Source organism: Caballeronia sp. DA-9 (assembly GCF_051615025.1).
Taxonomy (GTDB): domain Bacteria; phylum Pseudomonadota; class Gammaproteobacteria; order Burkholderiales; family Burkholderiaceae; genus Caballeronia; species Caballeronia sordidicola.
In genome coordinates, this window is sequence record NZ_CP195133.1 from 335,495 (window position 1) to 356,450 (window position 20,956).

The following is a 20,956-nucleotide window of genomic DNA, read 5'->3' on the forward strand; positions in this document are numbered from 1 at the left end:
TATTTCAGCCACAAAGCCAGTTTTTCAGCGGATTATTTAAAAAAGTTGGCACGCTGCTTTTCATGAATCAAAAAAATTAGAAACCCTGCTGGTGATTCAGATTGAGAAAAAATCAGTTTACCTGATCGATAAATCAATAAAACACGATTCGATTTGCGTTCCAATTCCTGTCAGGAGTCATTCATGAGATTAAAGACCGCTATTTGGATAATGCTGATGTTTATAGCCGGAGTTGCTCACGCTAATCAGTTCAACGCGCAGTGTGCTTACTCACATACTCTGCCAGACGATTCCATTGTGCATCCCGGCAAGCCGGGGCAAGCCATGATGCATGATTTTTTCGGAAATTCAAATACTGACGCCTACAGCACTTACGATTCATTAAACAGCAACAAGGTCATTACATGCGACACAGCCGCGGATCGCTCGGCATATTGGGCGCCGCAGTTGAAACGTGCGTCGGGTATTATCGCGCCCATGTACCAAAAGACGTACTACAAGAATGACCAGCCGGTCGCCGCTTTCCCTGTCCAACCCATTCCAGCAGGACTGGAAATGCTGGCAGGCGATCACATGGGTACGGTGCCGAATCCACATATCAACTTTCTGTGCGCCGGCAGCGGCAACTACACGACAACCATGCCGCAGCGCTGCCCACCCGCCAGCGGCGCCACCACTTCGCAATTCAACATCTCCGTGCATTTTCCGGACTGCTGGGACGGGAAAACCTTGGTACCCGTTCTGGGAGCAAATCAGGCTCAGAAGATGCAAAGCCTTATGCGCGCGGCAAACGGCGCGCTTAATGTAGCGTATAGGAACAGCGACGGCACCTGCCCGGCCGGGTATCCGGTGAAGATTCCAGAACTGCAGATGAACATTGCGTATGACCTCGGTAGTGATCCGGACCTGTCCACCGCGCAGCTTTCGCTTGATCCGATATTGCAAAACGGTCAATGGGTTCCGCAATGGGGAAGCATGTACACCGCACATGGAGATTTTGTGAACGCATGGCACGTGGAGACCATGCAATACTTAGTGGACACATGCATGAACAAAGGAGGGACGTCGGGCGGTCTTCCAGGCGCAACCTGTGACAAAAGTATTCCAGTCTATTATTCAGCGACTGCTGCGAACGTGCAAATGGATGTTAATGGCACCATTAGCCCGACCAGTACGACTTTGGTTTCGGCACCTGGCGACCTTATCTTCATGAAATTTCCCATGCCGGAAAACCTAGATGACTATCCGTACGTCGGCTCTTATCTCCAGACCCTGGGTGGAAACGTAACCGATTCGACCGCGGTTTCCCTCTGGATCTATAGCGCAACCCCGAATTGGGACGATGCATCAAACCCGCCAAACGCCTCTGCATGCAGTACGAGCGATTACATCGGGAAGATCTACGCCGATAACGTCCAGCAAGTGCGCAACAACGATATCAGCGCCTACATAGCGTCGCAAAAACAGGCGGGCGCAAAGCAGATTGCCGTCTGCATCCGCAATTCGACGTCAAAGACCTTTCAATTCTCGTCGCGTCTGGGTATCTGGGCACCGGGGTTATATTTGAAGTAATTATCTTTTGATTAAAAAAAGGCCTGCGGAGTGCAGGCCTTTTATTCTATAAAACCTGCTTTTTATTCTCAGTAACGATGAAAGGTGTCATGTAGTTAACAACTATCTGCGGCAACAAGACGCATCAAATAAAAACAAAATATTTTTCGAGAAATTTCGATTAAGCAAGCTCTTGAAATCGCGATAACCTTCTCCCGAGACCGATAAAAGGTCTAAACGTAATATCTCAAAAACGTTTAAATTGGGCAAGGTATGAAACACAAATCCGGGTCGGGGTTTTGCAAGCGGTTAGCAATTTTCCCTGCTCTCCTTCTCTCAGGTTGCGGCGGCCAGATGGATCTTCTCGATCCAAAGGGCAGTATCGGACTGGCTGAGAAAAATCTTATTCTGACGTCCACGTACGCCATGTTGATCGTGGTCGTGCCGGTTATTTTCCTCACGCTTTTATTCGCGTGGAAATATAGGCAGTCGAATACATCGGCTGAGTATTTGCCGAAGTGGGCGCACTCCACAAAAATCGAGATCGTGGTGTGGCTTGTGCCTGCCATGATTATTCTTTATCTCGGTATTCTGACCTATAAAAGCACGCACGCGCTCGATCCGTATAAGCCCATTCAGTCGGACGTCAAGCCGATCAATGTCGAAGTTGTCGCGCTCGACTGGAAATGGCTCTTTATCTACCCGGATCTTGGTATTGCCACGGTCAACCAGATCCAGTTTCCCGTCGGCACGCCAGTGAGTTTCAAGATCACGTCGGATTCGGTGATGAATTCGTTTTTCATCCCGCAATTGGGTGGCCAGATCTACGCAATGGCGGGCATGCAAACCAAGCTGCACCTGATTGCCGACCACGCCGGGGACTATGCCGGGTTGTCCGCGAACTTTAGCGGTCAAGGTTTTTCGGACATGAAATTCCGCGCTATTGCGACCACGCCCGAAGAGTTCGCGGCCTGGGTGAAGAAGGTGAAAGCGTCGCCGAGCCAGCTTGACGGCATGAATTACGCGGCCGTTGCCTCGCCGACCGAAAAGCATCCGGTCCAGTACTTCTCGAAGGTCGACGCGAATCTGTTCCAGACCATCGTCGCGAAATACAACAACGGGCATGCTCGCAACATACCCGACCCCATCTGCCGTACGAAGGGATAAGCCATGTTTGGAAATTTGTTGGGAAAACTAACGCTGGCGGACATACCGTTCGACCAGCCCATCATCATGGGCGCGGCAGCGTTCATGGCGCTCATTGTGGTGGCCGTGGTCTTCGGGCTGACGTGGTTCAGGAAGTGGGGCTATTTGTGGAGTGAATGGTTGACATCGGTCGATCACAAGAAGATCGGCGTCATGTACATCGTCGTAGCGGTGCTCATGCTGCTGCGTGGCTTTGTCGATGCCCTGATGATGCGCACTCAACTCGCGCTCGCGTATAACGGGCCAGGATTCCTGCCGCCCGAGCACTACAACCAGATCTTCACCGCGCACGGCGTCATCATGATTTTCTTCATGGCGATGGCCTTCATGATCGGCCTGATGAACATTGTCGTGCCGCTGCAAATCGGCGCGCGCGATGTCGCGTTTCCGTTCATCAACTCGCTTAGTTTCTGGATGACCGCGGTCGCAGCGATTCTGATCAACATCTCGCTGGTGATCGGGGATTTTGCACAAACCGGCTGGCTTGCTTATCCGCCGTTGTCGGAATTGCAGTTCAGTCCGGGAGTGGGTGTTGATTACTATTTGTGGAGCTTGCAGCTTTCCGGCATAGGAACGTTGCTCACTGCCGTCAACTTCTTCGTCACGATTGTGAAGATGCGCGCGCCCGGCATGACGTACATGAAGATGCCTGTGTTCACGTGGACGTCGCTGTGCTCGAACGTGCTGATTCTCGCCACGTTCCCGATCCTCACTGCAACGCTTGCATTGCTCGCGCTCGACCGTTATCTGGGCATGCATTTCTTCACGAACGACGCGGGCGGCAACGCCATGCTATATCTGAATTTGATCTGGGCGTGGGGGCATCCGGAGGTGTATATCCTCGTGCTGCCGGCGTTTGGCATCTATTCCGAAGTTGTCGCCACCTTCGCCAAGAAGCCACTGTTCGGCTACAAGACGATGGTCTACGCGACCTGCTCGATCATGGTGCTGTCGTTGCTCGTCTGGCTGCATCACTTCTTCACCATGGGTTCCGGCGCGAACGTGAATGCGTTCTTCGGGATCATGACCATGGTCATTGCCATACCGACCGGTGTAAAGATCTTCAACTGGCTGTTCACTATCTATAAGGGACGGCTGGAATTTTCATCGCCTGTGCTGTGGACAATTGGATTCATGGTCACGTTCACGGTTGGCGGCATGACGGGTGTTCTGCTTGCTGTGCCGGGCGCTGACTTTGTGCTGCATAACAGCTTGTTCCTGATCGCTCACTTCCATAACGCGATTATTGGCGGCGTGGTGTTCGGATATCTCGCCGGTTTCACTTACTGGTTCCCGAAGGCGTTCGGTTTCAAGCTGAACGAAACGCTCGGCAAGTGCGCGTTCTGGTGCTGGTTCGTGGGTTTCTGGACTGCTTTCATGCCGCTGTACGTGCTCGGCTTCATGGGTGCGACGCGCCGCATGAATCATTACGACACGCCGGGCTGGCAGCCGTATATGGTCGTTGCGCTGATCGGCGCCCTGATTATCCTCGTAGGCGTGTTGTTCCAGGTTGCTCAGGTCGTTGTCAGTGTGGTGAAGCGTAATTCGCCTGCGTACAAGGACGTTACGGGCGATCCGTGGAACGGCCGCACGCTCGAATGGGCAACCAGCTCGCCGCCGCCGGTTTATAACTTTGCGGTCTTGCCGGTAGTGCACGATCTCGACGCCTTCGCTCACATGAAGGAACGAGGCCGCACGCGCCATGCGCGCGAGGATTATCGAGACATCCACATGCCGCGCAACACCAGCGCTGGCCTGGTCATCGCCTTGTTCAGCCTGGCGGTTGGTTTCGCGCTGGTCTGGCATATCTGGTGGCTCGCCATGGCCGGATTGCTGGGCGTGATCGTCACGCTGATCATGCGCAGCTACGACAACGACATCGACTACTTCATTCCGGCTGCGACCGTTGCCGGAATGGACGGCTCGCCGGTGCAAACACGCACCCGCGACCTGCAGGAGGCACTGTAATGCTGACTAAAATCATTCCGCACGGTATGCCGGAATCCCACGACGACCACGGTTCATCGAATACGGTGCTTGGGTTCTGGGTGTACCTGATGACCGATTGCATCATCTTCGCGTCATTGTTCGCCGTGTTCGCCGTCATGGGGAACCAGTTCGCGGCAGGTCCTTCAGGCAAGGAGGTGTTCGAACTGCCCGGCGTCATGCTGGAAACCGCTATCCTGCTGTTCAGCAGCATTACGTTCGGCTTCGGCATGCTGGCCGCGTATAAAGGCAAGTCGACCGCGCTGCTCGCGTGGCTCGGCGTCACGTTCCTGCTTGGCGCGGCTTTTATCGGGCTGGAGATCCATGAGTTTCAACTTCTGATCCAGCAAGGGTACGGTCCGGGAACCAGCGCGTTCTTGTCGGCGTTCTTCACCCTGGTGGGAACGCACGGCCTGCACGTCACGGCTGGCCTGATCTGGATGGCGGTGCTTGCCGTGCAGGTTATCGGCAACAAGAAAGTCACTCAACGCGATCTGACGCGCCTCGCGTGCCTCAGCCTCTTTTGGCACTTCCTGGACATCGTCTGGATCTGCGTCTTTACCTTTGTTTATCTGACGAGCGTCGTATAAATGGCACACGCACATTCAATCGATACCGGCGCGGGCCACGGCAGCGTGCGCTCGTATGTCATCGGCTTTGTCCTCTCCGTCGTGCTGACGGCCGCAGCGTTCGGGCTGGTCATGCAACAGTCGCTTGGGCAAACCGACACGATCATCGCGATTGCGGTGCTCGCATTCATCCAGGTCCTCGTGCACCTCGTGTTCTTCCTGCACATGAACACGTCGTCATCGCAGCGCTGGAACGTCGTCGCATTCGGATTCACCATGCTGGTGGCGGTGATTGTGATTGGCGGGACGTTGTGGGTGATGCATAACGTCGGCCACCACATGATGTCGCGCTAAGCCTCAAGCGCTTTTAGCTGTATCAGGACGGCGCCCGGAGGAAACTCCGGGCGCCGTTCCTTTTGATACAAAAGCAAGGAGCAAGGCGTCCCGTGCAGGCAAAAAAATGCCCGCCGTCTTGCGACGGCGGGCATTGCCATTTTCTCTGGCGAGCGCTTACGCGTATTCGTGCAGCGCCGAGCGCATCTTCTTCATTGCGCTGGCTTCGATCTGACGAATCCGCTCAGCCGATACACCAAATTCGTCGGCGAGTTCATGCAGCGTCTTGCCGCCCGAGCCGTCGTCGTCCACTTCGAGCCAGCGCGCCTGAACGATCCGGCGGCTGCGTTCATCGAGCGATTCGAGCGCGGTGGACAATCCTTCGCTTTGCAGCTTGTCGAACTGACGCGATGCCAGCACGTTAGTCGGCTCGTTATGCGAATCCGCCAGATAAGCAATCGGCGCGTACGACTCTTCGCCGTCGTCAATCTGGCCTTCCAGCGCAATATCGCCGCCGGAAAGACGCGTTTCCATCTCCGAGACTTCCTCGCGCTTCACATTCAGTTCTTTCGCAAGGCTATCGACTTCACCCGGCGTGAACGCATTGTGTCCAGTCTTATGGCTGCGCAGGTTGAAGAACAGCTTGCGCTGCGCCTTCGTGGTCGCAACCTTCACCGTGCGCCAGTTGCGCAGGATGTATTCGTGAATCTCGGCCTTGATCCAGTGCATGGCGTACGAAACCAGCCGCACGTTTTGCTGCGGGTCGAAACGCTTCACAGCCTTCATCAGGCCAATATTGCCTTCCTGAATCAGGTCAGCGTGCGGCAGGCCGTAGCCCAGATAGTTACGGGCAATTGAAACGACCAGGCGCAAGTGCGACAGCACGAGCTGGCGAGCCGCGTCGAGGTTGTCGTTCTCGCGAAATTCAGTGGCGTACTGACGTTCTTCCGACGGCGTAAGCATCGGAATCCGGTTGACAGCCGAAATGTAGGCGTCGATGTTGCCGATCTGACCAGTCAACATGGACGACTGCGCAAACGTCAGCGCACCTGCCGAAGCGGCCTTGGCCGACGCCGAGTGTCCAGTATTCGGAAGGGTTATCGCATTGGTCACGCTTGTCTGCTCCTTATCAACAAAAAACCCGATGAAAACCGGGTCCAGCCATGATATTAGCACTCTGCTATTTCGAGTGCTAAAGATTAGAGGGCCGATATGTGCGGGAGTTCCCTAAAAGCTATTAGAACTTGTACTCCAATAGGTAGTAAGTGCTTTCCCGAACCAATTCCTGGGATTTCGCGAAGAGAAACGAGTTCCTTGTCAATTTTACCGAAAGAAACCTGCAAGTCTGCGCACGATTTACTTCTCAAATCCCTTTTCGATGAAACTTAATTCCGTCTTTCCAACAATCCGCAGAACTGTTCTGAGCTTTTTTTTAAGACCGTCTCTAAAATGGCGGCGTGCCGTTCCCTGCGGCGAGTGTGTTCGAGAAACCAGCTCCGGAGTAGTTCATGCAAAAGAACAAAAGTGTTTGGCAAAAACGCTCTTTTTACGGCGCAATCCTGGGAGCCCTCGCTCTTGTATCGGCGAGCGCCAAGGCTGACCAGTTCGGCGTGCAAGTTGCCGGCGGTGTCGCTGACCATGATGTCCGCAAGGCGGACGTCGGCGTTGTCTGGGACCCGAACTGGACATGGTGGGAAATTGGCGGGTTCCATTTCACCGTGGTTGGCGAGGCGCACGTGGCCTACTGGGACATTCGCGAGAGCAACGCGTCGCATCCGAATATCTGGGAGTTCGGGTTGACGCCGGTATTCCGTTTCATCAAGAGTTCGGGCTGGTTTCGGCCATACGTGGAGGCGGGCGTTGGCGTGCGGTTGTTATCGCATGTGCGTGAAACGGAGGACCGCACGTTCTCGTCGTCCTTTCAGTTTGCCGATATGGTGGGCGTCGGGGCGCAGTTCGGCGCGCATCAGAACTATCAGGCAGGCTTCCGGTTTCAGCATTTATCCAACGCCGGTATCGAACACCCGAATCCTGGTATAAATTTCAGCCAGATATATTTGCAGTACAACTTCTGACGAGGACCGCATCAGCCGGTTCCTCAAGCGCAAGAGGAACCGACCCATGCCGGCACAATCCACGGATAAGCCCATCGACGCAATACGCGAACTCGAGCGCGGCCGTTTTCGCGCGATGGTCGACGGCGACGGCGAGGTGCTCGACGCGCTGCTGGCGGACAACGCGAGCTATGTCCACACCAACGGCAAGCGCGAGTCGAAGCGGCAGTTTATCGATGCAATCACGGCGGGACGCCGGCGTTACCGGCAAATCGAGATTCAGTCGCAAGACTTGATGCCGGGCGGCCGGGACACGTGGATCGTGCATGGGCGCGCGTTGATCGAGATGGAGTCGAAAAACGGCGCGCTGTTGTTTCCGATTGCGTACACGGCCGTTCATCTTCATGTCGATGGCAACTACAGGTTGCTCGCGATGCAGGCGACGCGCGTGGCGCTGGATTAGCGCCGGTTTGATACTCGCCGGGTTGAGTATCGCGGGGCCGGTGGCAAAAATGCAGCGTCTTGTGGACGCTGCTCGCCGTGCCGGTCCTGAGCGTCACCTGCTGTGCCTTTCGCCGAAGAGGTCAAGCCGCAACTGCTTCGTTTTCCACTGCCTTGCGTCCGGCCCATCGCGCGCGATTTAACGCGCTGATGATTGCATCGCTTACCGCCTGCATCGCGTTTGCATGCACGGCCACGCCAAAACGGGCGACTTGATCGCCGATCCGGCAACCGACAAACACAGCCGTTTCTCCCTTCGCGGTGACCGCCGTTTCGAACGAGGTCACATCGATCGGGCAGCCCGCTATCTCGGCAAATGCCGCGCCGACGGCCTGCGCATGGGCCTCGTCCGCCGTTTTCGAAACGGGAAGCGCCACATGACGGCCGTTGAAGTGGACCGCGGACGCATCGGCGCGTGACGCCGGTCCTTGCGCGTCGAAGTATTCGCGCTTGAAGAGCGTGCAAATGACGTCGCCGGACACTTCTTCGCCGGATGAATCGGCGACTTTCTGGACAGCGTGACTGAACTCGATTTGCACCCGCCGCGGCGGCGTGAAGCCCAGGCCGCGTTCAATGAGATACGTCGCGCCGCCTTTTCCCGACTGGCTATTCACGCGGATCACGGCGTCATAGCTGCGGCCGAGATCGGCGGGATCGATGGGGAGGTACGGCACATCCCACACCGTACCCGCTTCGCGCTGCGCAAAACCCTTGCGGATCGCGTCCTGATGCGAACCCGAGAACGCGGTAAACACGAGATCCCCCGCATACGGATGACGCGGATGCACGGCGATCTGATTACAGCGTTCCACGACGCGCCGCACGCCATCGATATCCGAAAAATCCAGGCCCGGATCAATACCTTGCGTGTACAAATTCATGGCGAGCGTCACGAGATCCACGTTGCCGGTACGCTCGCCGTTGCCGAAAAGGCAGCCTTCCACGCGATCGGCGCCCGCAAGGATCGCGAGTTCCGCTGCGGCGACCGCCGTTCCGCGATCGTTATGCGGATGCACCGAAAGCACGATGCTGTCGCGAAACCCCATGTTGCGGTCCATCCATTCGACCTGATCGGCGAACACGTTGGGCATGGCGGCTTCGACCGTGGCGGGCAAGTTCACGATCATCTTGTGAGCGGGCGTCGGGCGCCACATTTGCGCGACGGCGTCGCAGACTTCGCGGGAAAACGAAAGCTCCGTCATGCTGAACGTTTCCGGCGAATACTGGTACGTCCAGTGCGTCGCGGGGCGCGCGGCGGCGCATTCCTTGATGATTCGCGTGCCTTCCACCGCCAGCGCTTTGGTTTGTTCCTTCGTCATCCCGAACACGATCTTCCTGAACGACGGCGATATCGCGTTGTAAAGATGCACGATCACTCGCGCCGCGCCTTCCACAGCTTCGAACGTCCTCTCGATGAGATCCCGGCGCGATTGCACGAGCACTTCAATGGTGACATCGGCGGGAATGCGGTTTTCCGTGATGAGCTTGCGCACGAAGTCGAAATCCGTCTGCGATGCCGACGGAAAACCCACTTCGATTTCCTTGAAACCCACCGCCACGAGCATCTCGAAGAATTCGAGCTTGGCGTCGATGCTCATCGGGTCGATCAGCGCCTGATTGCCGTCGCGAAGATCGGTGCTCATCCAGATGGGCGCGCGTTCAATCGTGCGGTTCGGCCACTGGCGTCCTTTGAGCGTGACTTGGGGAAAAGGGCGGTATTTCTCGGAAGGGTTGCGCATCATCATCGTGGGCCTCGGCTGAACGCGTTGTAAGCGTGAAAGCGCAATCGTTGCGAGGCGGGCGCGCTGCCGGCGGCTTGCCAGCAACAGTCCCATGTGCGCTGCGCGAGTTCGCATTTTTCCTGGGCGTGGATGACGCCGGTGACAAACGTGAACGATGCAAATGCAGCGTGCATGTGTTCCTCGCGATTTCGTGGCCGTGGATGAACGGACGAAACCAGACGACTACGGGTGATAAAAAAAGGGGAGCTACGGAACTGCAGGAGGGACCGCGCATTGGGAATGCGCGGCGCCACGTTTAGCGACTTACGCTAGACGTAGCGATAGGGGCCGCGCTAGGCGACCCTGAGTAATTCGAAGGGAGGGGAACTGGGCAAAGCTCATGTCCGCACATTAGCTGACGGCGCGCGCATTTGTCAACCGTGGGCGGATTTTGGCTGACAAATTTATCGCCTGACGATATCCGCGATCAGTTCTGCCTGACGCGCTAGCGCGGCGGGAATTGGCGCCTCGCCGCGCAGCACGGTTTCGATCCAGCGCGCGGTTGTGGCGGCATCGAGCGATTCGGGCAGCGGCACCGCAGGCGCTTCCGGCGAAGAGCGTTCCGGCGACACCAGCGTTTGCGTGTGACCATCGTGGAACCAGTCGACCTGCACCTGGCGGCGTGTATCGGCGACGGCTTCGCCCTCCGTGCCACGGGCGAGCAGGGCGCCGCCGGCAGCCGCATCGGGATGTTCCGTAAAAAGTCCTGTCAGGCTTTCCCGATATTCCGGGTGCGTGTAGTTCACGAGCCGCAAACCCGGCTGCGCGAACGGCTGCAGAATCTTGACAAGCGTATGCGTTGAATTGCGCACGCCCATGATCCGGCGGATCGCCAGGAGGCGGGCCAATTTCGGCGCGAGCACGGTTATCGGGGCGAACGCGAGGCGTCGCGAAGCGAGGTTGTCTTCGATTTCATCATGTGAAGCTGATGCTTCCACGCCCAGTTCCGCGAAAATCGCGGCACTGGTCACGCGGCCCGGATCGTCGGTCACGCCGTGCACGAGCACCGGCACGCCTTCCCGCGCGAGCAGCAGCGCCAGTAGCGGCGTCAGATTGGGTTGCTTGCGCGCGCCGTTATAACTTGGGATGGAAACCGGGCGCGCGTTGTCGCGGCCATTCTGGATGTGCAGCGGCTCGAACGAGCGGTGGGCGGCAGCGAGCATCGCGGCAAGTTCGGCCGCCGTCTCTCCCTTCACACGATACGCAAGCAATACCGCGCCGAGTTCGAGATCGGAGACGCGGTTGTCGAGCATCGCTTCGTAGAGGGCGTACGTGTCCTCGCGGGTCAGCGCGCGCGCGCCGTTGGGCCCACGGCCGATTTCCTTGATAAAACGGGCGCAGGGGAAGGCAGCAGAGTCGGTCATCGAATGGTCCGGGCAGCCGTCTCGCACAAGTGTCTTCATCTCCACTCAGGTTGTGCATGTCGGCCGCTTCAATTGTGAAATGCGGGAAGCACATTCAGTACCGCATTTGAGGCGGCCTTGCAAGCGAAGGCGGCGCGATCGCCTCACCGCCCAGGCCATTCGGCCGAATCGCGGCTGCACACCGTGCACGTTAAACTTGAGTCCTGGGTAGATAGCCAGATCAAACAGGAGAAAGCGCAATGAGTCATGTTTTTGCCGCGGCGCCCGTGGTTGCGGTGCCTGTAGCCGGTTCCAGCGACACATTCCCCGTTCGCCGGATTTATTGTGTCGGCCGGAATTACGAGGCGCACGCGCGCGAGATGGGCCACGATCCGGATCGTGAGCCGCCATTCTTTTTTGCCAAGCCCGCGGACGCCGTGTTGTATGTCGCGCCCGGTGCAACGGGCGAGTTTCCGTATCCATCGCAATCAAAGAACGTTCACTTCGAGATGGAACTCGTCGCGGCCATAGGCAAGCAGGGCAAGGACATTCCCGCCGATCAAGCGCTCGACCACGTCTACGGTTACGCGCTTGGTCTCGACATGACCCGCCGCGACCTGCAAGCCGAAGCCAAGAAACTCGGCCGTCCATGGGATACAGCGAAAGGCTTTGACCATTCCGCTCCGCTCGGTCCAATTCATCCGGTGAAGGAAGTCGGGCATCTGGAGAAAAGCGCGATCTGGCTCACCGTCAATGGCGAGGAAAAGCAGCGTTCGGATATCTCGCAACTGATCTGGTCGGTGGGCGAGACGATTGCATATTTGTCGACGTTGTTCGAACTGTTCCCCGGCGACCTGATTTTCACGGGCACGCCGGAGGGCGTCGGCGCGATCCAGAAGGGTGATTTGATGAAGGGCGGCGTTGACGGAATCGGCGAGTTCTCCGTGCGCGTGGTCTGAGCATAAAAATGGAGGAGACAGATGAAGCTGTATAGCTATTTTCGAAGCTCGGCCGCGTTTCGCGTGCGCATTGCGCTGAATCTCAAAGGGCTCGATTACGACTATGCGCCGGTTCATCTGCTGCGCGACGGCGGCGAGCAACTGAAGCCCGAGTATCGTGAACTGAATTCGGACGGCATCGTGCCGACGCTCGTGGACGGCGCGGACATACTCACGCAGTCGATTGCGATCATCGAATATCTGGAGGAAACGCATCCGGAGCCGGCGCTGTTGCCGGGGACCGCACTGGATCGTGCGTTCATTCGTTCGGTCGCGCTGCAGGTGGCGTGCGAGATTCATCCCATCGACAACCTGCGTGTGCTCAAGTATCTGAAGCACACGCTGAAGGTTGGCGAGCAGGCCAAGGACGCGTGGTATCGGCATTGGCTGGAAACAGGGTTCAGTTCGCTTGAGAAGCGCCTGGCGAACGATCCGCGCGTGGGCGCGCTGTGTTTTGGCAATATGCCCACGCTCGCCGATCTTTGCCTCGTGCCGCAAGTATTCAACGCGCGGCGTTTCAATATCGATATGAGCCGGTATCCGACAATCGAGCGTATTGCCGATCACGCCGGGCAAATCGATGCGTTCGCGCGCGCCGCGCCCGGGCAGCAACCGGACGCCGAATGACGACAGCAGTTTTCTTATCCGGCGCCGGACTTGGCGCAAGTTTGATTATCGCGATTGGCGCCCAGAACGCATTTGTATTGCGGCAGGGTTTGAAGCGCAGGCACGTGGGCCTGGTCGTCACGATTTGCGCGCTGATCGATGTGTTGCTGATTGGGTTGGGCATTGGCGGAATGGGCGCGCTGATTGCACGTGCGCCCGTGTTGCTCGACGTGATTCGCTGGGCCGGCGCGGTGTTTTTGTTTCTGTACGGCGTGCGGGCGTTTCATGCGGCGTGGAAGGGGCCGGGGCATTTGCAGGCCGAGAACGGCGAGTCCCAGACGGCTTTGAAAGCGGCGTCGACCGTGCTGGCTTTGTCGCTGCTCAATCCGCACGTTTATCTGGATACCGTGGTCTTGCTAGGCGGCATTGGCGCGCGATACGGCTGGCCGGGGAACGCCTGGTTCGCGGCAGGAGCCATGTGTTCGTCGATTATCTGGTTTACCGCGCTTGGATTCGGCGCGCGATTGCTGCGGCCGCTGTTCGAGCAGGATGTCTCGTGGCGCGTGCTCGACGTGATCGTGGGCGTGGTGATGTGGTGGATTGCAGGGGCGTTGATCCTGTCCCGGTGAGTGGGCTTTGCGGCAGGCGTCGTGAAACGCCTGCGGCGTCCGGCTTTAATTTCCCAGCAACGCGTCCGCGAATTCGTCGGCGCTGAACGGCTGCAGGTCTTCCACCTTCTCGCCCACGCCAATGAAATAAACCGGAATCGGACGCTGGCGCGCAATCGCTGCAAGAATGCCGCCCTTCGCCGTGCCATCGAGTTTCGTCACGATCAAACCGGTCAGCCCAAGTGCGTCGTCGAAGGCCTTCACTTGCGCGAGCGCATTCTGACCTGTGTTTGCATCGATTACCAGCAAGACCTCGTGCGGCGCGTCCGGCTGCGCCTTGGCGATCACGCGCTTCACCTTGCGCAGCTCTTCCATCAGGTGAAGCTGCGTGGGCAGACGGCCGGCGGTATCGGCCATCATGACGTCGATTTTTCGCGCCCGCGCTGCGCCGACGGCATCGAAGATCACCGCGGCGGCATCGCCACTTTCCTGCGACAGAACCGTGACGTTGTTCCGCTCGCCCCACACGCGCAGCTGCTCGCGTGCGGCGGCCCGGAACGTGTCGCCGGCGGCCAGCAGCACGGACTGGTCGAAGCGCTGCAAATGCTTGGCCAATTTGCCGATGCTCGTGGTTTTACCCGCGCCGTTCACGCCGGCGATCATCATCACGAGCGGTTGAGCGCGGCCGAGCATCAGCGATTTCTCGAGCGGCCGCAGCAAATCCGCGAGGAGCGAACGGAGCGCGGCCTTGACCTGCATGGAGTCGACAAGACGCTCGGTGCGGACTTTTTCGCGCAGCGCTTCAAGCAGATATTCGGTCGCGTCCATGCCCGCGTCGGACATAAGCAATGCTGTTTCGAGCTCTTCGTAGAGATCGTCATCGATCTTCGCGCCGACGAAAATGCCCGTCAGTCCCGAACTCGTCTTCGACAACCCCGTCTTGAGCCGGGTCAGCCACGAACGTTTCGCGGTTTCCTCCGGTTCAGGCGGCGGCACGATGACGGCAGTTTCCTGCGGCGCGGTCCATTGAGACGCCGTACGCCCTTGCCAGTAGGGTTTGGGTTTTGCGCTCGCAGAGCCGTTCGCCGAATCGCCAGGCGAGTCAATGACCGGCTGAGCCGGCGTAACGGGTGTTGTTGCGTGCTCCAGCGGGGCCTTGACGTCCGCAGCCGGCGCAGCTGGACGCTCCGTCTCCACCGGCTGTGCCGGCGTAACCGGCGTGGTCGCATGCCGGAGTTCTTCTTCGGCTTCGGAATCAACGTCGACGGTGTCTTCGGCCTGATTTTCCTCGGGCGCGTCGGTCGATTTGCCTACTAATCGTTTGAAAAAGCTGAACATGGTCTGCAATGGTGGAAGTGGCGTTTCATCTGTGGCGTTGCAACCGCGTTTTTGACTCGAACGCCCGAAAAAACGCGAGACGATGTGGCCGCCGCGCCGCGAAAACCGCCGAGAGCAGCGGGAAGAACCGGGCGAAAGCGCGAAAACGGGAAAGACGCGTATTTTATCAGCCGGCATCCATTGTAGTAGCTGCGTGGCGGCGGACGCTGGCGTGCGCGGCGATGGCGCTGTGGTAACGTGCGCCCATCAGAGAACGCGATTCATGCTCGCGCTCGCTCTTATTACCGGCCCATGCTCGGCTGAACCGCCTGCCCACTTACGTACGTCCATGTCCCGCTCTTCCATTACCCGATCGCTCACGCGAGATCCCGAACGCAGCCGTGAAAAAACGCGCGATCCCGCGCTGGCAGACCGAGCGTCCAAAGTGCGTGAAGCGCCGCTGTCGCGTGGTGGCAAGGCGCATTCCATCCGTATTATTGGCGGCGACTGGAAGCGCACTCCGCTGCCCGTGCTGAGCCTCGATGGTTTGCGCCCGACCCCGGATCGCGTACGCGAGACCCTTTTCAACTGGCTCGGCCAGTCGCTCGATGGCCGCCGATGCCTCGACCTCTTCGCCGGCAGCGGCGCGCTCGGATTCGAGGCCGCGTCACGTGGCGCCGTGCGTGTATTAATGGTGGAGCGCAGCGGCCGCGCGGTTGCGCAGTTGAAGGCCAACCAGACGCGCCTGGCCGCCAAAAACATCGAAATCATGGAAGCCGACGCGCTGCGGCTCGCGGCAAACCTGCCGTCGAAGTCCTTCGATGTCGTTTTCCTCGATCCTCCTTTCGGCGACACCGCCATGCTCCAGCGCGCGCTCGAGCTCGCCGTGCCGCTGGTATCGGTGAATGGCGTGCTTTACGTGGAATCGGGCGAACCCGTCGATCCTGCGCAAATCCCCGCATTGACGGGATGGGCAATTACCCGCGAAGGCAAAGCCGGCGCGGTCCGCTATCATTTGCTGCAGCGCGAAAATGAGGAATAATGCGCCTTCCAAAACGCCGGCCGAGGGTAGGGGAACATGGGATATCGGCGGAGTTACCGAATCAGCATGACCCTGAACGCTAACGACAGGCTACCGTTAGAAGCACTGTCAAATAGTCTCTAAAGCGCCAGAAAAGTATCAGAAGAGGAGATGCCCATGGTTACAGCCGTTTATCCGGGAACGTTCGATCCGCTCACGCGCGGTCACGAAGACCTTGTGCGACGCGCATCGAGTATTTTCGATACGCTGGTAGTTGGCGTCGCCGATAGCCGCAACAAGAAGCCGTTTTTCAGCCTGCAGGAACGGCTGGACATTGCCGACGAAGTATTGGGGCACTATCCAAACGTGAAAGTGATGAGTTTCAAGGGCCTGCTGAAGGATTTCGTGCGCAAGAACAACGCGCGCGTGATCGTTCGGGGTCTGCGCGCTGTCTCCGACTTCGAATATGAATTCCAGATGGCCGGCATGAACCGGTATCTGTTGCCCGACGTCGAGACCATGTTCATGACGCCCTCGGACCAGTACCAGTTCATTTCGGGCACGATCGTGCGCGAGATCGCGCAGCTTGGCGGCGATGTCAGCAAGTTTGTATTTCCTTCGGTGGAAAAACGCCTGCAGGACAAGGTCGGTCCGATCGCGCCCGACCCCGCGGTGCCCTGAGCGCTTTTTGAGCTCAAGAACTCGCTAACGTCCGTTCGTTTAGAACGCGCGCGATTGAAACCGGCTGAAGCGCCGGACCGACGAAGTAAGGCACGGACCGTTCCCAGCGGAACAGTACGCGCAAACCGATTTCCTGTTTTCAGGACGTTTTGATTGACTCAGGACGTCTGTCCGAAGATTTCCTTCTATCGCTTATGCAATGTCAGCGATTCTTTCTTTTATATGGCGTAGAGACCCGATCCGGCGGACGTCTTCCCTCGCAATATCCTTCTGTTTATCGTTGCGCTTCTGCGATGGCGCGAATGGATCATGTCCGCGGTAGAACCCCAGGCAAACAGAATTGCGTAGGCTTTTGCTGACACGCGTGCGATGCAATCCTTGTCTTGACGACCGAATCCACTTTGCACAATGCCGCCCCTTATGTTCGGTCAGGATGTATCCTCATAGTGAAGCGCAATCAGGCTGGCACATCGTATTTTGATAGATCATGCAGCACTCTAAAACGGCATTGACACAGCCGTCGGCCCTTCGAATTGAAGGCGAATAATTCGCCGGGTGACATTTAGATGATCAGAAAAAAATTACGGTACTTTAAGGCTATCAGTTCAATACTCGCTGTCCCTACCAGTGCAGAGCTAAGCCGATCCCAATTCGAAGCATTCTCGCGCCAGATTCCGCTGTTATATGGTCTACTGATTATCAATACCGTGGCGGTTGCTTACACGCATTTCAGAGTTGCGCCGAACTGGTTGTCCATCTACGCGCCCTTCGCGCTGTGTTCCGTGTGCGGGGCGCGGGTCATACTCTGGCTACGAGCACGCAAGATCGAACTATCCGACGTGGCGATCACCAAAAGATTGCGGAGCACGCTCCAGCTTGTGGTCCTGCTCGGAGCGGTCTTCACCGCCTGGGGTCTTTTGCTTTACCCTTTCGGCGACGCATATGCTAAATGCCATGTCGCATTCTATATATCGATCACTGTCATTGGATGCATCTTTTGCTTGATGCATATGCGCACTGCAGCGCTGTCAATGACGTTTATTGTTCTTACACCCTTCGTGGTGTTCTTTCTCGCCAGCCAGAATGCCGTGCTTATTGCGATTGCGATCAACATGATGCTCGTTGCGGCTGTCATGGTTGTGGTTCTTTTAATCTACTACCGGGATTTTGCCGATTTAATCGAATCGCAGCGGAGCCTCTTAATCAAACATGCGGAAACCGAGCGCCTCAGTGCAGAAAATTTTCAACTCGCCAATCTCGATACCCTGACGAGATTACCCAATCGGCGCCGCTTCTTTTCCGATCTCGACGAACTGCTTTTGACCGCTCAGGAAGCTAAACAGGGTGCTGCTCTCGGCGTTGTCGACTTGAACGGGTTCAAAGCAATAAATGACCTTTACGGGCATCATTTCGGCGACCGATTGCTTGAAGAAGTAGGGCGCCGCCTGGCAATTCTTTCGTCACCGTGCATGAGCGCCGCAAGGGTCGGCGGCGATGAATTCGGGTTGCTGTTCCGGGGCGACGTCAGCGAGGCCAGGCTGCTCGAACTGAGCGATGCCATATGCGCGCTGCTTGAACGTCCCTATGAACTGGCGGAGGGCACGGCGCGTTTGTCGGCGTCATTGGGAATTGCGGTGTTCCCTGATGCAGGCACCACCGCGGTGGAGCTTTCCGAAAGGGCCGATTATGCGTTGCTCTTCGTGAAAGATCGCCGTCGTGGTGGCGTGGCGATTTTTTCCAGCGAGCACGAAACGCAGATCAAGCGACACGCCGAAATAGAGCAAGCCTTGAAGCGGCCGGATTTTGGGCACGAGGTTTCTGTGTTCTTTCAGCCGATTTTCGACGTTTCCTCCAGGCGCATTGTGGCGTTTGAAGCGCTGGCGCGCTGGGACAGTCCGACGCTTGGCGCCATATCGCCCGCAGACTTTTTTGTGGTCGCCGAGCGGACCGATCTCATTTACCCGCTGACTGACGTCTTGCTGCGCAAGGCGCTTGAGGCCGCGGCGACATGGCCATCTCAGGTGGGAATTTCGTTTAATCTTTCCGCTCGCGACGTAAGTTCTGCAGAGGCAGTCGACCGCGTGATTCGCACGGCTCTCGCAAGCGGAGTGGCTCCAAACCGGATCAACTTCGAAGTCACTGAAACTGCGCTTATCCAGAACGTTTCCTGCGCGCAGGAAACACTCGGTGCGCTGAAAAAACTCGGGGTGCAAGTTTCCCTTGATGACTTTGGTACCGGCTATTCAAGTCTGAGTTATGTCCATCGACTTCCGATCGATAAACTCAAGGTCGATCGCAGCTTCGTGGCGGATATTGCTGGCGATCCAGTAGCACGCGCAGTTGTGAAAAGCATTGTCGACCTCTGCAAGAATCTCGGCCTTGCATGCATCATAGAAGGCGTTGAAACGGCATCGCAGGCCAACGTGCTCAGAGGACTGGGCTGTACGCTCATGCAAGGGTATTTCTTTGGCAGACCCATCGCGGGAGCGGACGTGCTGGATGCCATCGCGACGAACGGCTTTCCATCGGAAACGTTATTACCCAATTAACCGTTCCAGCCAGCTTTCGATCTCGCCGTCCGAACAGCCGTTGTTTCTCCATCCAATATAGCCGTCCGGTCTGGCAATCCATACTGTGCCGCCGTTTGCGCCATACGTCGCGGCAAACTCTCCCGACGAGTCCGTCACCGTGGTCACGGACTCGAAATCGGACACCTCGCAGCCCGGCGCTATGACAAGCAACGCTGATACAGCATCGGGCAATGCCGTCGACAGCGCACGATAACAGTCGGCGAAAGCTCCATATTGTTCAGCCTTGTCGATATAGCCTATGAGCGTGTGCTTGCCCCGGCCGAGGAATTCGTGCAGCCGCCTTGGGTGACCCACGAACCGCTGTGTCAGGGCGCACACGTCGGGCAGTCGATCGCCCGGCGCGGGGAATGCAGGATCGGCGTCAGTACAGAGATCGGTGACAACTGGGCTGCCCCGATAGGAAATCAGCAACTGGGTCTCGCGCATCGCCGGATTTGCTGCTTGCCGCGCGAGCACTGAATTGAGCGCGGCGCTCGTTGATTTGACTACATCGACGCCAACGGGATGTCGTTCTGCGTGGTAACTGTCGAGCAATGCAGGACGCGCGAGGCCCTTCGCGACGTGGGCCAGTTTCCAGGCGAGGTTGTGTGCGTCCTGCAGGCCCGTGTTCATACCCTGGCCGCCTACGGGCGGATGAATATGCGCGGCGTCGCCGGAAATGAACACGCGGCCGTGCCCGTATGCGGACGCGATTCTATGACTCACCCGATAAACCGACGACCATCGCATTGACGATAGCCGAGTGCCTTCCGGCAAAGACGGCAACAGCAGGTTGCACATTGTCTCGAAGTCTGGATTGTCAGCGCCCGCGAGCGATGACGCATGTTCATCGGGCACGATCATGGAAAGCCGGTAGCGCTTCACGGAGCCGCGAATGGGCACAGCCGCGACGCTCCCTTTCGCCCGAGCCGGATCAGTCCATTCGAACCGGTACATGGGGCCACGCTTGTATGGCCAGTCCACGTCAACATCGGCGAGTGCAAAGGTCTGCGGATATTGCTCCCCCTCAAAACTGGAGCCGATTCCCGAGCGGACCCTGCTGTGCGCTCCATCGCAGCCAACCAGCCATTTGCAACGCACGGTGAGCGCCGCGCCCTGCGGACCCGTCAGAAGTGCTTCGACCGCATCGCCATTGTCGGTAAAGCTATTCAGCGTGTAGCCGTAATTGACCTGACCGCCATGCTCGGCGAGCGCAGCTTCGAGCAGCCGCTCCGTCTCGTACTGCGCAAGCGAAAGCGAGCCATAGGGCAGACCTTCGCCCGGTACGCGCATGGAGCGCGCGGGCACCATTGCGCCGTCGACCCACGTTTCGACGCCGGTAAGCCATGTGCCTGCCTCGATTGCACGATCAACGATCCCGATGTCATCGAAAATCTCAAGCGTGCGTGCTGTAACGCCGAGCGCCTTACAGAAAAAGCCTCTGTCCGGCATCTTGTCGATCACGCTCACCGCGACTCCGTCGCGCTGCAATTCGGTGCTCAGCAGCAAGCCGACCGGCCCCGCACCAATGACAAGTACGTCCACGTCGTCCATATCTTGCTCCTGACAGGTCATTGCGCACCCTGCAAGACGGGCGCGCATAAACAAGAATCTGCGAGCTGGCACAACAAGATACTAGTGCTTGGCGCACGGTAATTCCATTCGCAGCAGGCGAGACTCACTACGGATCAAGCGTATTAGCTGGCCGACGAAGCAGCGCTGCGGATCAAAGCCCGAAAAAGCTATAATGTATTGTTTTTTCTAGCAAAGTTGCGGCAGCATGGCCCTGTTTATTACCGACGAGTGCATCAATTGGCTGTCCTAAGCATTT

General features: G+C 57.7%; 18 protein-coding genes. 13 read left to right on the forward strand and 5 right to left on the reverse strand.

The window, feature by feature from the left end:
• Positions 1-183 precede the first annotated feature (183 nt).
• From ACRWA7_RS17750 to cyoD, 5 genes are all read left to right on the forward strand, one after another.
• Positions 184-1,572 (forward strand): DUF1996 domain-containing protein, encoded by a 1,389-nt coding sequence (locus tag ACRWA7_RS17750; RefSeq protein ID WP_438395227.1) that lies wholly within the window; start codon positions 184-186, stop codon positions 1,570-1,572.
• Between the two features lie 252 nt (positions 1,573-1,824).
• Entirely contained in the window at positions 1,825-2,718 is an 894-nt protein-coding gene (cyoA, locus tag ACRWA7_RS17755; RefSeq protein WP_060817310.1) for a ubiquinol oxidase subunit II, read from the forward strand.
• Positions 2,719-2,733: 15 nt separating this feature from the next.
• Complete coding sequence (cyoB, locus tag ACRWA7_RS17760; protein ID WP_060817746.1) at positions 2,734-4,725, forward strand: cytochrome o ubiquinol oxidase subunit I; 1,992 nt, start codon at positions 2,734-2,736, stop codon at positions 4,723-4,725.
• Positions 4,725-5,333: a cytochrome o ubiquinol oxidase subunit III gene (gene cyoC / locus ACRWA7_RS17765; protein ID WP_060817309.1), complete on the forward strand. Its 609-nt coding sequence runs from the start codon at positions 4,725-4,727 to the stop codon at positions 5,331-5,333. The genes cyoB and cyoC overlap by 1 nt, the downstream gene beginning before the upstream one ends.
• Complete coding sequence (cyoD, locus tag ACRWA7_RS17770) at positions 5,334-5,666, forward strand: cytochrome o ubiquinol oxidase subunit IV (RefSeq protein ID WP_060817308.1); 333 nt, start codon at positions 5,334-5,336, stop codon at positions 5,664-5,666.
• Positions 5,667-5,822: 156 nt separating this feature from the next.
• On the opposite strand, the gene rpoH is transcribed toward cyoD, so the two are convergent.
• The gene (rpoH, locus tag ACRWA7_RS17775; RefSeq protein ID WP_438395228.1) at positions 5,823-6,758 is read right to left on the reverse strand and encodes an RNA polymerase sigma factor RpoH; all 936 of its coding nucleotides are present in this window, start codon (positions 6,756-6,758) and stop codon (positions 5,823-5,825) included.
• A gap of 395 nt (positions 6,759-7,153) precedes the next feature.
• Here rpoH and ACRWA7_RS17780 point away from each other — a divergent pair, with 395 nt between their 5' ends.
• Positions 7,154-7,720 (forward strand): acyloxyacyl hydrolase, encoded by a 567-nt coding sequence (locus ACRWA7_RS17780; RefSeq protein WP_060817306.1) that lies wholly within the window; start codon positions 7,154-7,156, stop codon positions 7,718-7,720.
• A gap of 46 nt (positions 7,721-7,766) precedes the next feature.
• The gene (locus tag ACRWA7_RS17785; RefSeq protein ID WP_060817305.1) at positions 7,767-8,162 is read left to right on the forward strand and encodes a nuclear transport factor 2 family protein; all 396 of its coding nucleotides are present in this window, start codon (positions 7,767-7,769) and stop codon (positions 8,160-8,162) included.
• Between the two features lie 121 nt (positions 8,163-8,283).
• Here ACRWA7_RS17785 and leuA read toward each other — a convergent pair whose 3' ends face one another.
• Together leuA and ybiB are read right to left on the reverse strand one after the other, a co-directional pair.
• Entirely contained in the window at positions 8,284-9,942 is a 1,659-nt protein-coding gene (gene leuA / locus ACRWA7_RS17790; protein WP_438396684.1) for a 2-isopropylmalate synthase, read from the reverse strand.
• 443 nt (positions 9,943-10,385) lie between these two features.
• A complete protein-coding gene (gene ybiB, locus ACRWA7_RS17795; protein ID WP_438395230.1) occupies positions 10,386-11,345 on the reverse strand; it encodes a DNA-binding protein YbiB in 960 nt (319 codons plus the stop codon).
• 239 nt (positions 11,346-11,584) lie between these two features.
• Here ybiB and ACRWA7_RS17800 point away from each other — a divergent pair, with 239 nt between their 5' ends.
• The 3 genes from ACRWA7_RS17800 to ACRWA7_RS17810 are packed head-to-tail and all read left to right on the forward strand — an operon-like array spanning position 11,585 to position 13,557.
• Positions 11,585-12,283: a fumarylacetoacetate hydrolase family protein gene (locus tag ACRWA7_RS17800; RefSeq protein ID WP_060817304.1), complete on the forward strand. Its 699-nt coding sequence runs from the start codon at positions 11,585-11,587 to the stop codon at positions 12,281-12,283.
• Between the two features lie 21 nt (positions 12,284-12,304).
• Entirely contained in the window at positions 12,305-12,949 is a 645-nt protein-coding gene (gene maiA / locus ACRWA7_RS17805; protein ID WP_438395232.1) for a maleylacetoacetate isomerase, read from the forward strand.
• Positions 12,946-13,557: a LysE/ArgO family amino acid transporter gene (locus ACRWA7_RS17810; RefSeq protein ID WP_438395234.1), complete on the forward strand. Its 612-nt coding sequence runs from the start codon at positions 12,946-12,948 to the stop codon at positions 13,555-13,557. The genes maiA and ACRWA7_RS17810 overlap by 4 nt, the downstream gene beginning before the upstream one ends.
• A gap of 45 nt (positions 13,558-13,602) precedes the next feature.
• Here the strand turns inward: ACRWA7_RS17810 and ftsY are convergent, their stop codons facing one another.
• Positions 13,603-14,874, reverse strand: coding sequence for a signal recognition particle-docking protein FtsY (ftsY, locus tag ACRWA7_RS17815; RefSeq protein WP_438395236.1), 1,272 nt, complete (start codon positions 14,872-14,874; stop codon positions 13,603-13,605).
• 328 nt (positions 14,875-15,202) lie between these two features.
• Between ftsY and rsmD the strand changes: the two genes are divergently transcribed.
• The 3 genes from rsmD (at position 15,203) to ACRWA7_RS17830 (ending at position 19,104) form a co-directional block, all read left to right on the forward strand.
• Positions 15,203-15,895, forward strand: coding sequence for a 16S rRNA (guanine(966)-N(2))-methyltransferase RsmD (rsmD, locus tag ACRWA7_RS17820; RefSeq protein WP_438395238.1), 693 nt, complete (start codon positions 15,203-15,205; stop codon positions 15,893-15,895).
• A 156-nt stretch (positions 15,896-16,051) separates the two neighbouring features.
• The gene (gene coaD, locus ACRWA7_RS17825; RefSeq protein WP_060817300.1) at positions 16,052-16,555 is read left to right on the forward strand and encodes a pantetheine-phosphate adenylyltransferase; all 504 of its coding nucleotides are present in this window, start codon (positions 16,052-16,054) and stop codon (positions 16,553-16,555) included.
• A 566-nt stretch (positions 16,556-17,121) separates the two neighbouring features.
• Complete coding sequence (locus ACRWA7_RS17830; RefSeq protein ID WP_438395239.1) at positions 17,122-19,104, forward strand: putative bifunctional diguanylate cyclase/phosphodiesterase; 1,983 nt, start codon at positions 17,122-17,124, stop codon at positions 19,102-19,104.
• On the opposite strand, the gene ACRWA7_RS17835 is transcribed toward ACRWA7_RS17830, so the two are convergent.
• Positions 19,093-20,679 carry an FAD-dependent monooxygenase gene (locus ACRWA7_RS17835; protein WP_438395241.1) on the reverse strand — a complete coding sequence of 529 codons (1,587 nt, stop codon included), beginning with the start codon at positions 20,677-20,679 and terminating at the stop codon, positions 19,093-19,095. The two genes, ACRWA7_RS17830 and ACRWA7_RS17835, sit on opposite strands and share 12 nt — an antisense overlap.
• Between the last annotated feature and the right edge of the window lie 277 nt (positions 20,680-20,956).

What these genes read in the sequence shown, in the direction of transcription:
- ACRWA7_RS17785 (WP_060817305.1), top strand. Translation starts at nt 7,767, where the DNA reads ATGCCGGCACAATCCACGGATAAGCCCATCGACGCAATACGCGAACTC.
- cyoC (WP_060817309.1), top strand. Translation starts at nt 4,725, where the DNA reads ATGCTGACTAAAATCATTCCGCACGGTATGCCGGAATCCCACGACGAC.
- maiA (WP_438395232.1), top strand. Translation starts at nt 12,305, where the DNA reads ATGAAGCTGTATAGCTATTTTCGAAGCTCGGCCGCGTTTCGCGTGCGC.
- ACRWA7_RS17780 (WP_060817306.1), top strand. Translation starts at nt 7,154, where the DNA reads ATGCAAAAGAACAAAAGTGTTTGGCAAAAACGCTCTTTTTACGGCGCA.
- ACRWA7_RS17835 (WP_438395241.1), bottom strand. Translation starts at nt 20,679, where the DNA reads ATGGACGACGTGGACGTACTTGTCATTGGTGCGGGGCCGGTCGGCTTG.
- ACRWA7_RS17830 (WP_438395239.1), top strand. Translation starts at nt 17,122, where the DNA reads ATGATCAGAAAAAAATTACGGTACTTTAAGGCTATCAGTTCAATACTC.
- leuA (WP_438396684.1), bottom strand. Translation starts at nt 9,942, where the DNA reads ATGATGCGCAACCCTTCCGAGAAATACCGCCCTTTTCCCCAAGTCACG.
- ACRWA7_RS17750 (WP_438395227.1), top strand. Translation starts at nt 184, where the DNA reads ATGAGATTAAAGACCGCTATTTGGATAATGCTGATGTTTATAGCCGGA.
- ftsY (WP_438395236.1), bottom strand. Translation starts at nt 14,874, where the DNA reads ATGTTCAGCTTTTTCAAACGATTAGTAGGCAAATCGACCGACGCGCCC.
- cyoD (WP_060817308.1), top strand. Translation starts at nt 5,334, where the DNA reads ATGGCACACGCACATTCAATCGATACCGGCGCGGGCCACGGCAGCGTG.
- ybiB (WP_438395230.1), bottom strand. Translation starts at nt 11,345, where the DNA reads ATGACCGACTCTGCTGCCTTCCCCTGCGCCCGTTTTATCAAGGAAATC.
- coaD (WP_060817300.1), top strand. Translation starts at nt 16,052, where the DNA reads ATGGTTACAGCCGTTTATCCGGGAACGTTCGATCCGCTCACGCGCGGT.
- cyoA (WP_060817310.1), top strand. Translation starts at nt 1,825, where the DNA reads ATGAAACACAAATCCGGGTCGGGGTTTTGCAAGCGGTTAGCAATTTTC.
- rsmD (WP_438395238.1), top strand. Translation starts at nt 15,203, where the DNA reads ATGTCCCGCTCTTCCATTACCCGATCGCTCACGCGAGATCCCGAACGC.
- ACRWA7_RS17800 (WP_060817304.1), top strand. Translation starts at nt 11,585, where the DNA reads ATGAGTCATGTTTTTGCCGCGGCGCCCGTGGTTGCGGTGCCTGTAGCC.
- ACRWA7_RS17810 (WP_438395234.1), top strand. Translation starts at nt 12,946, where the DNA reads ATGACGACAGCAGTTTTCTTATCCGGCGCCGGACTTGGCGCAAGTTTG.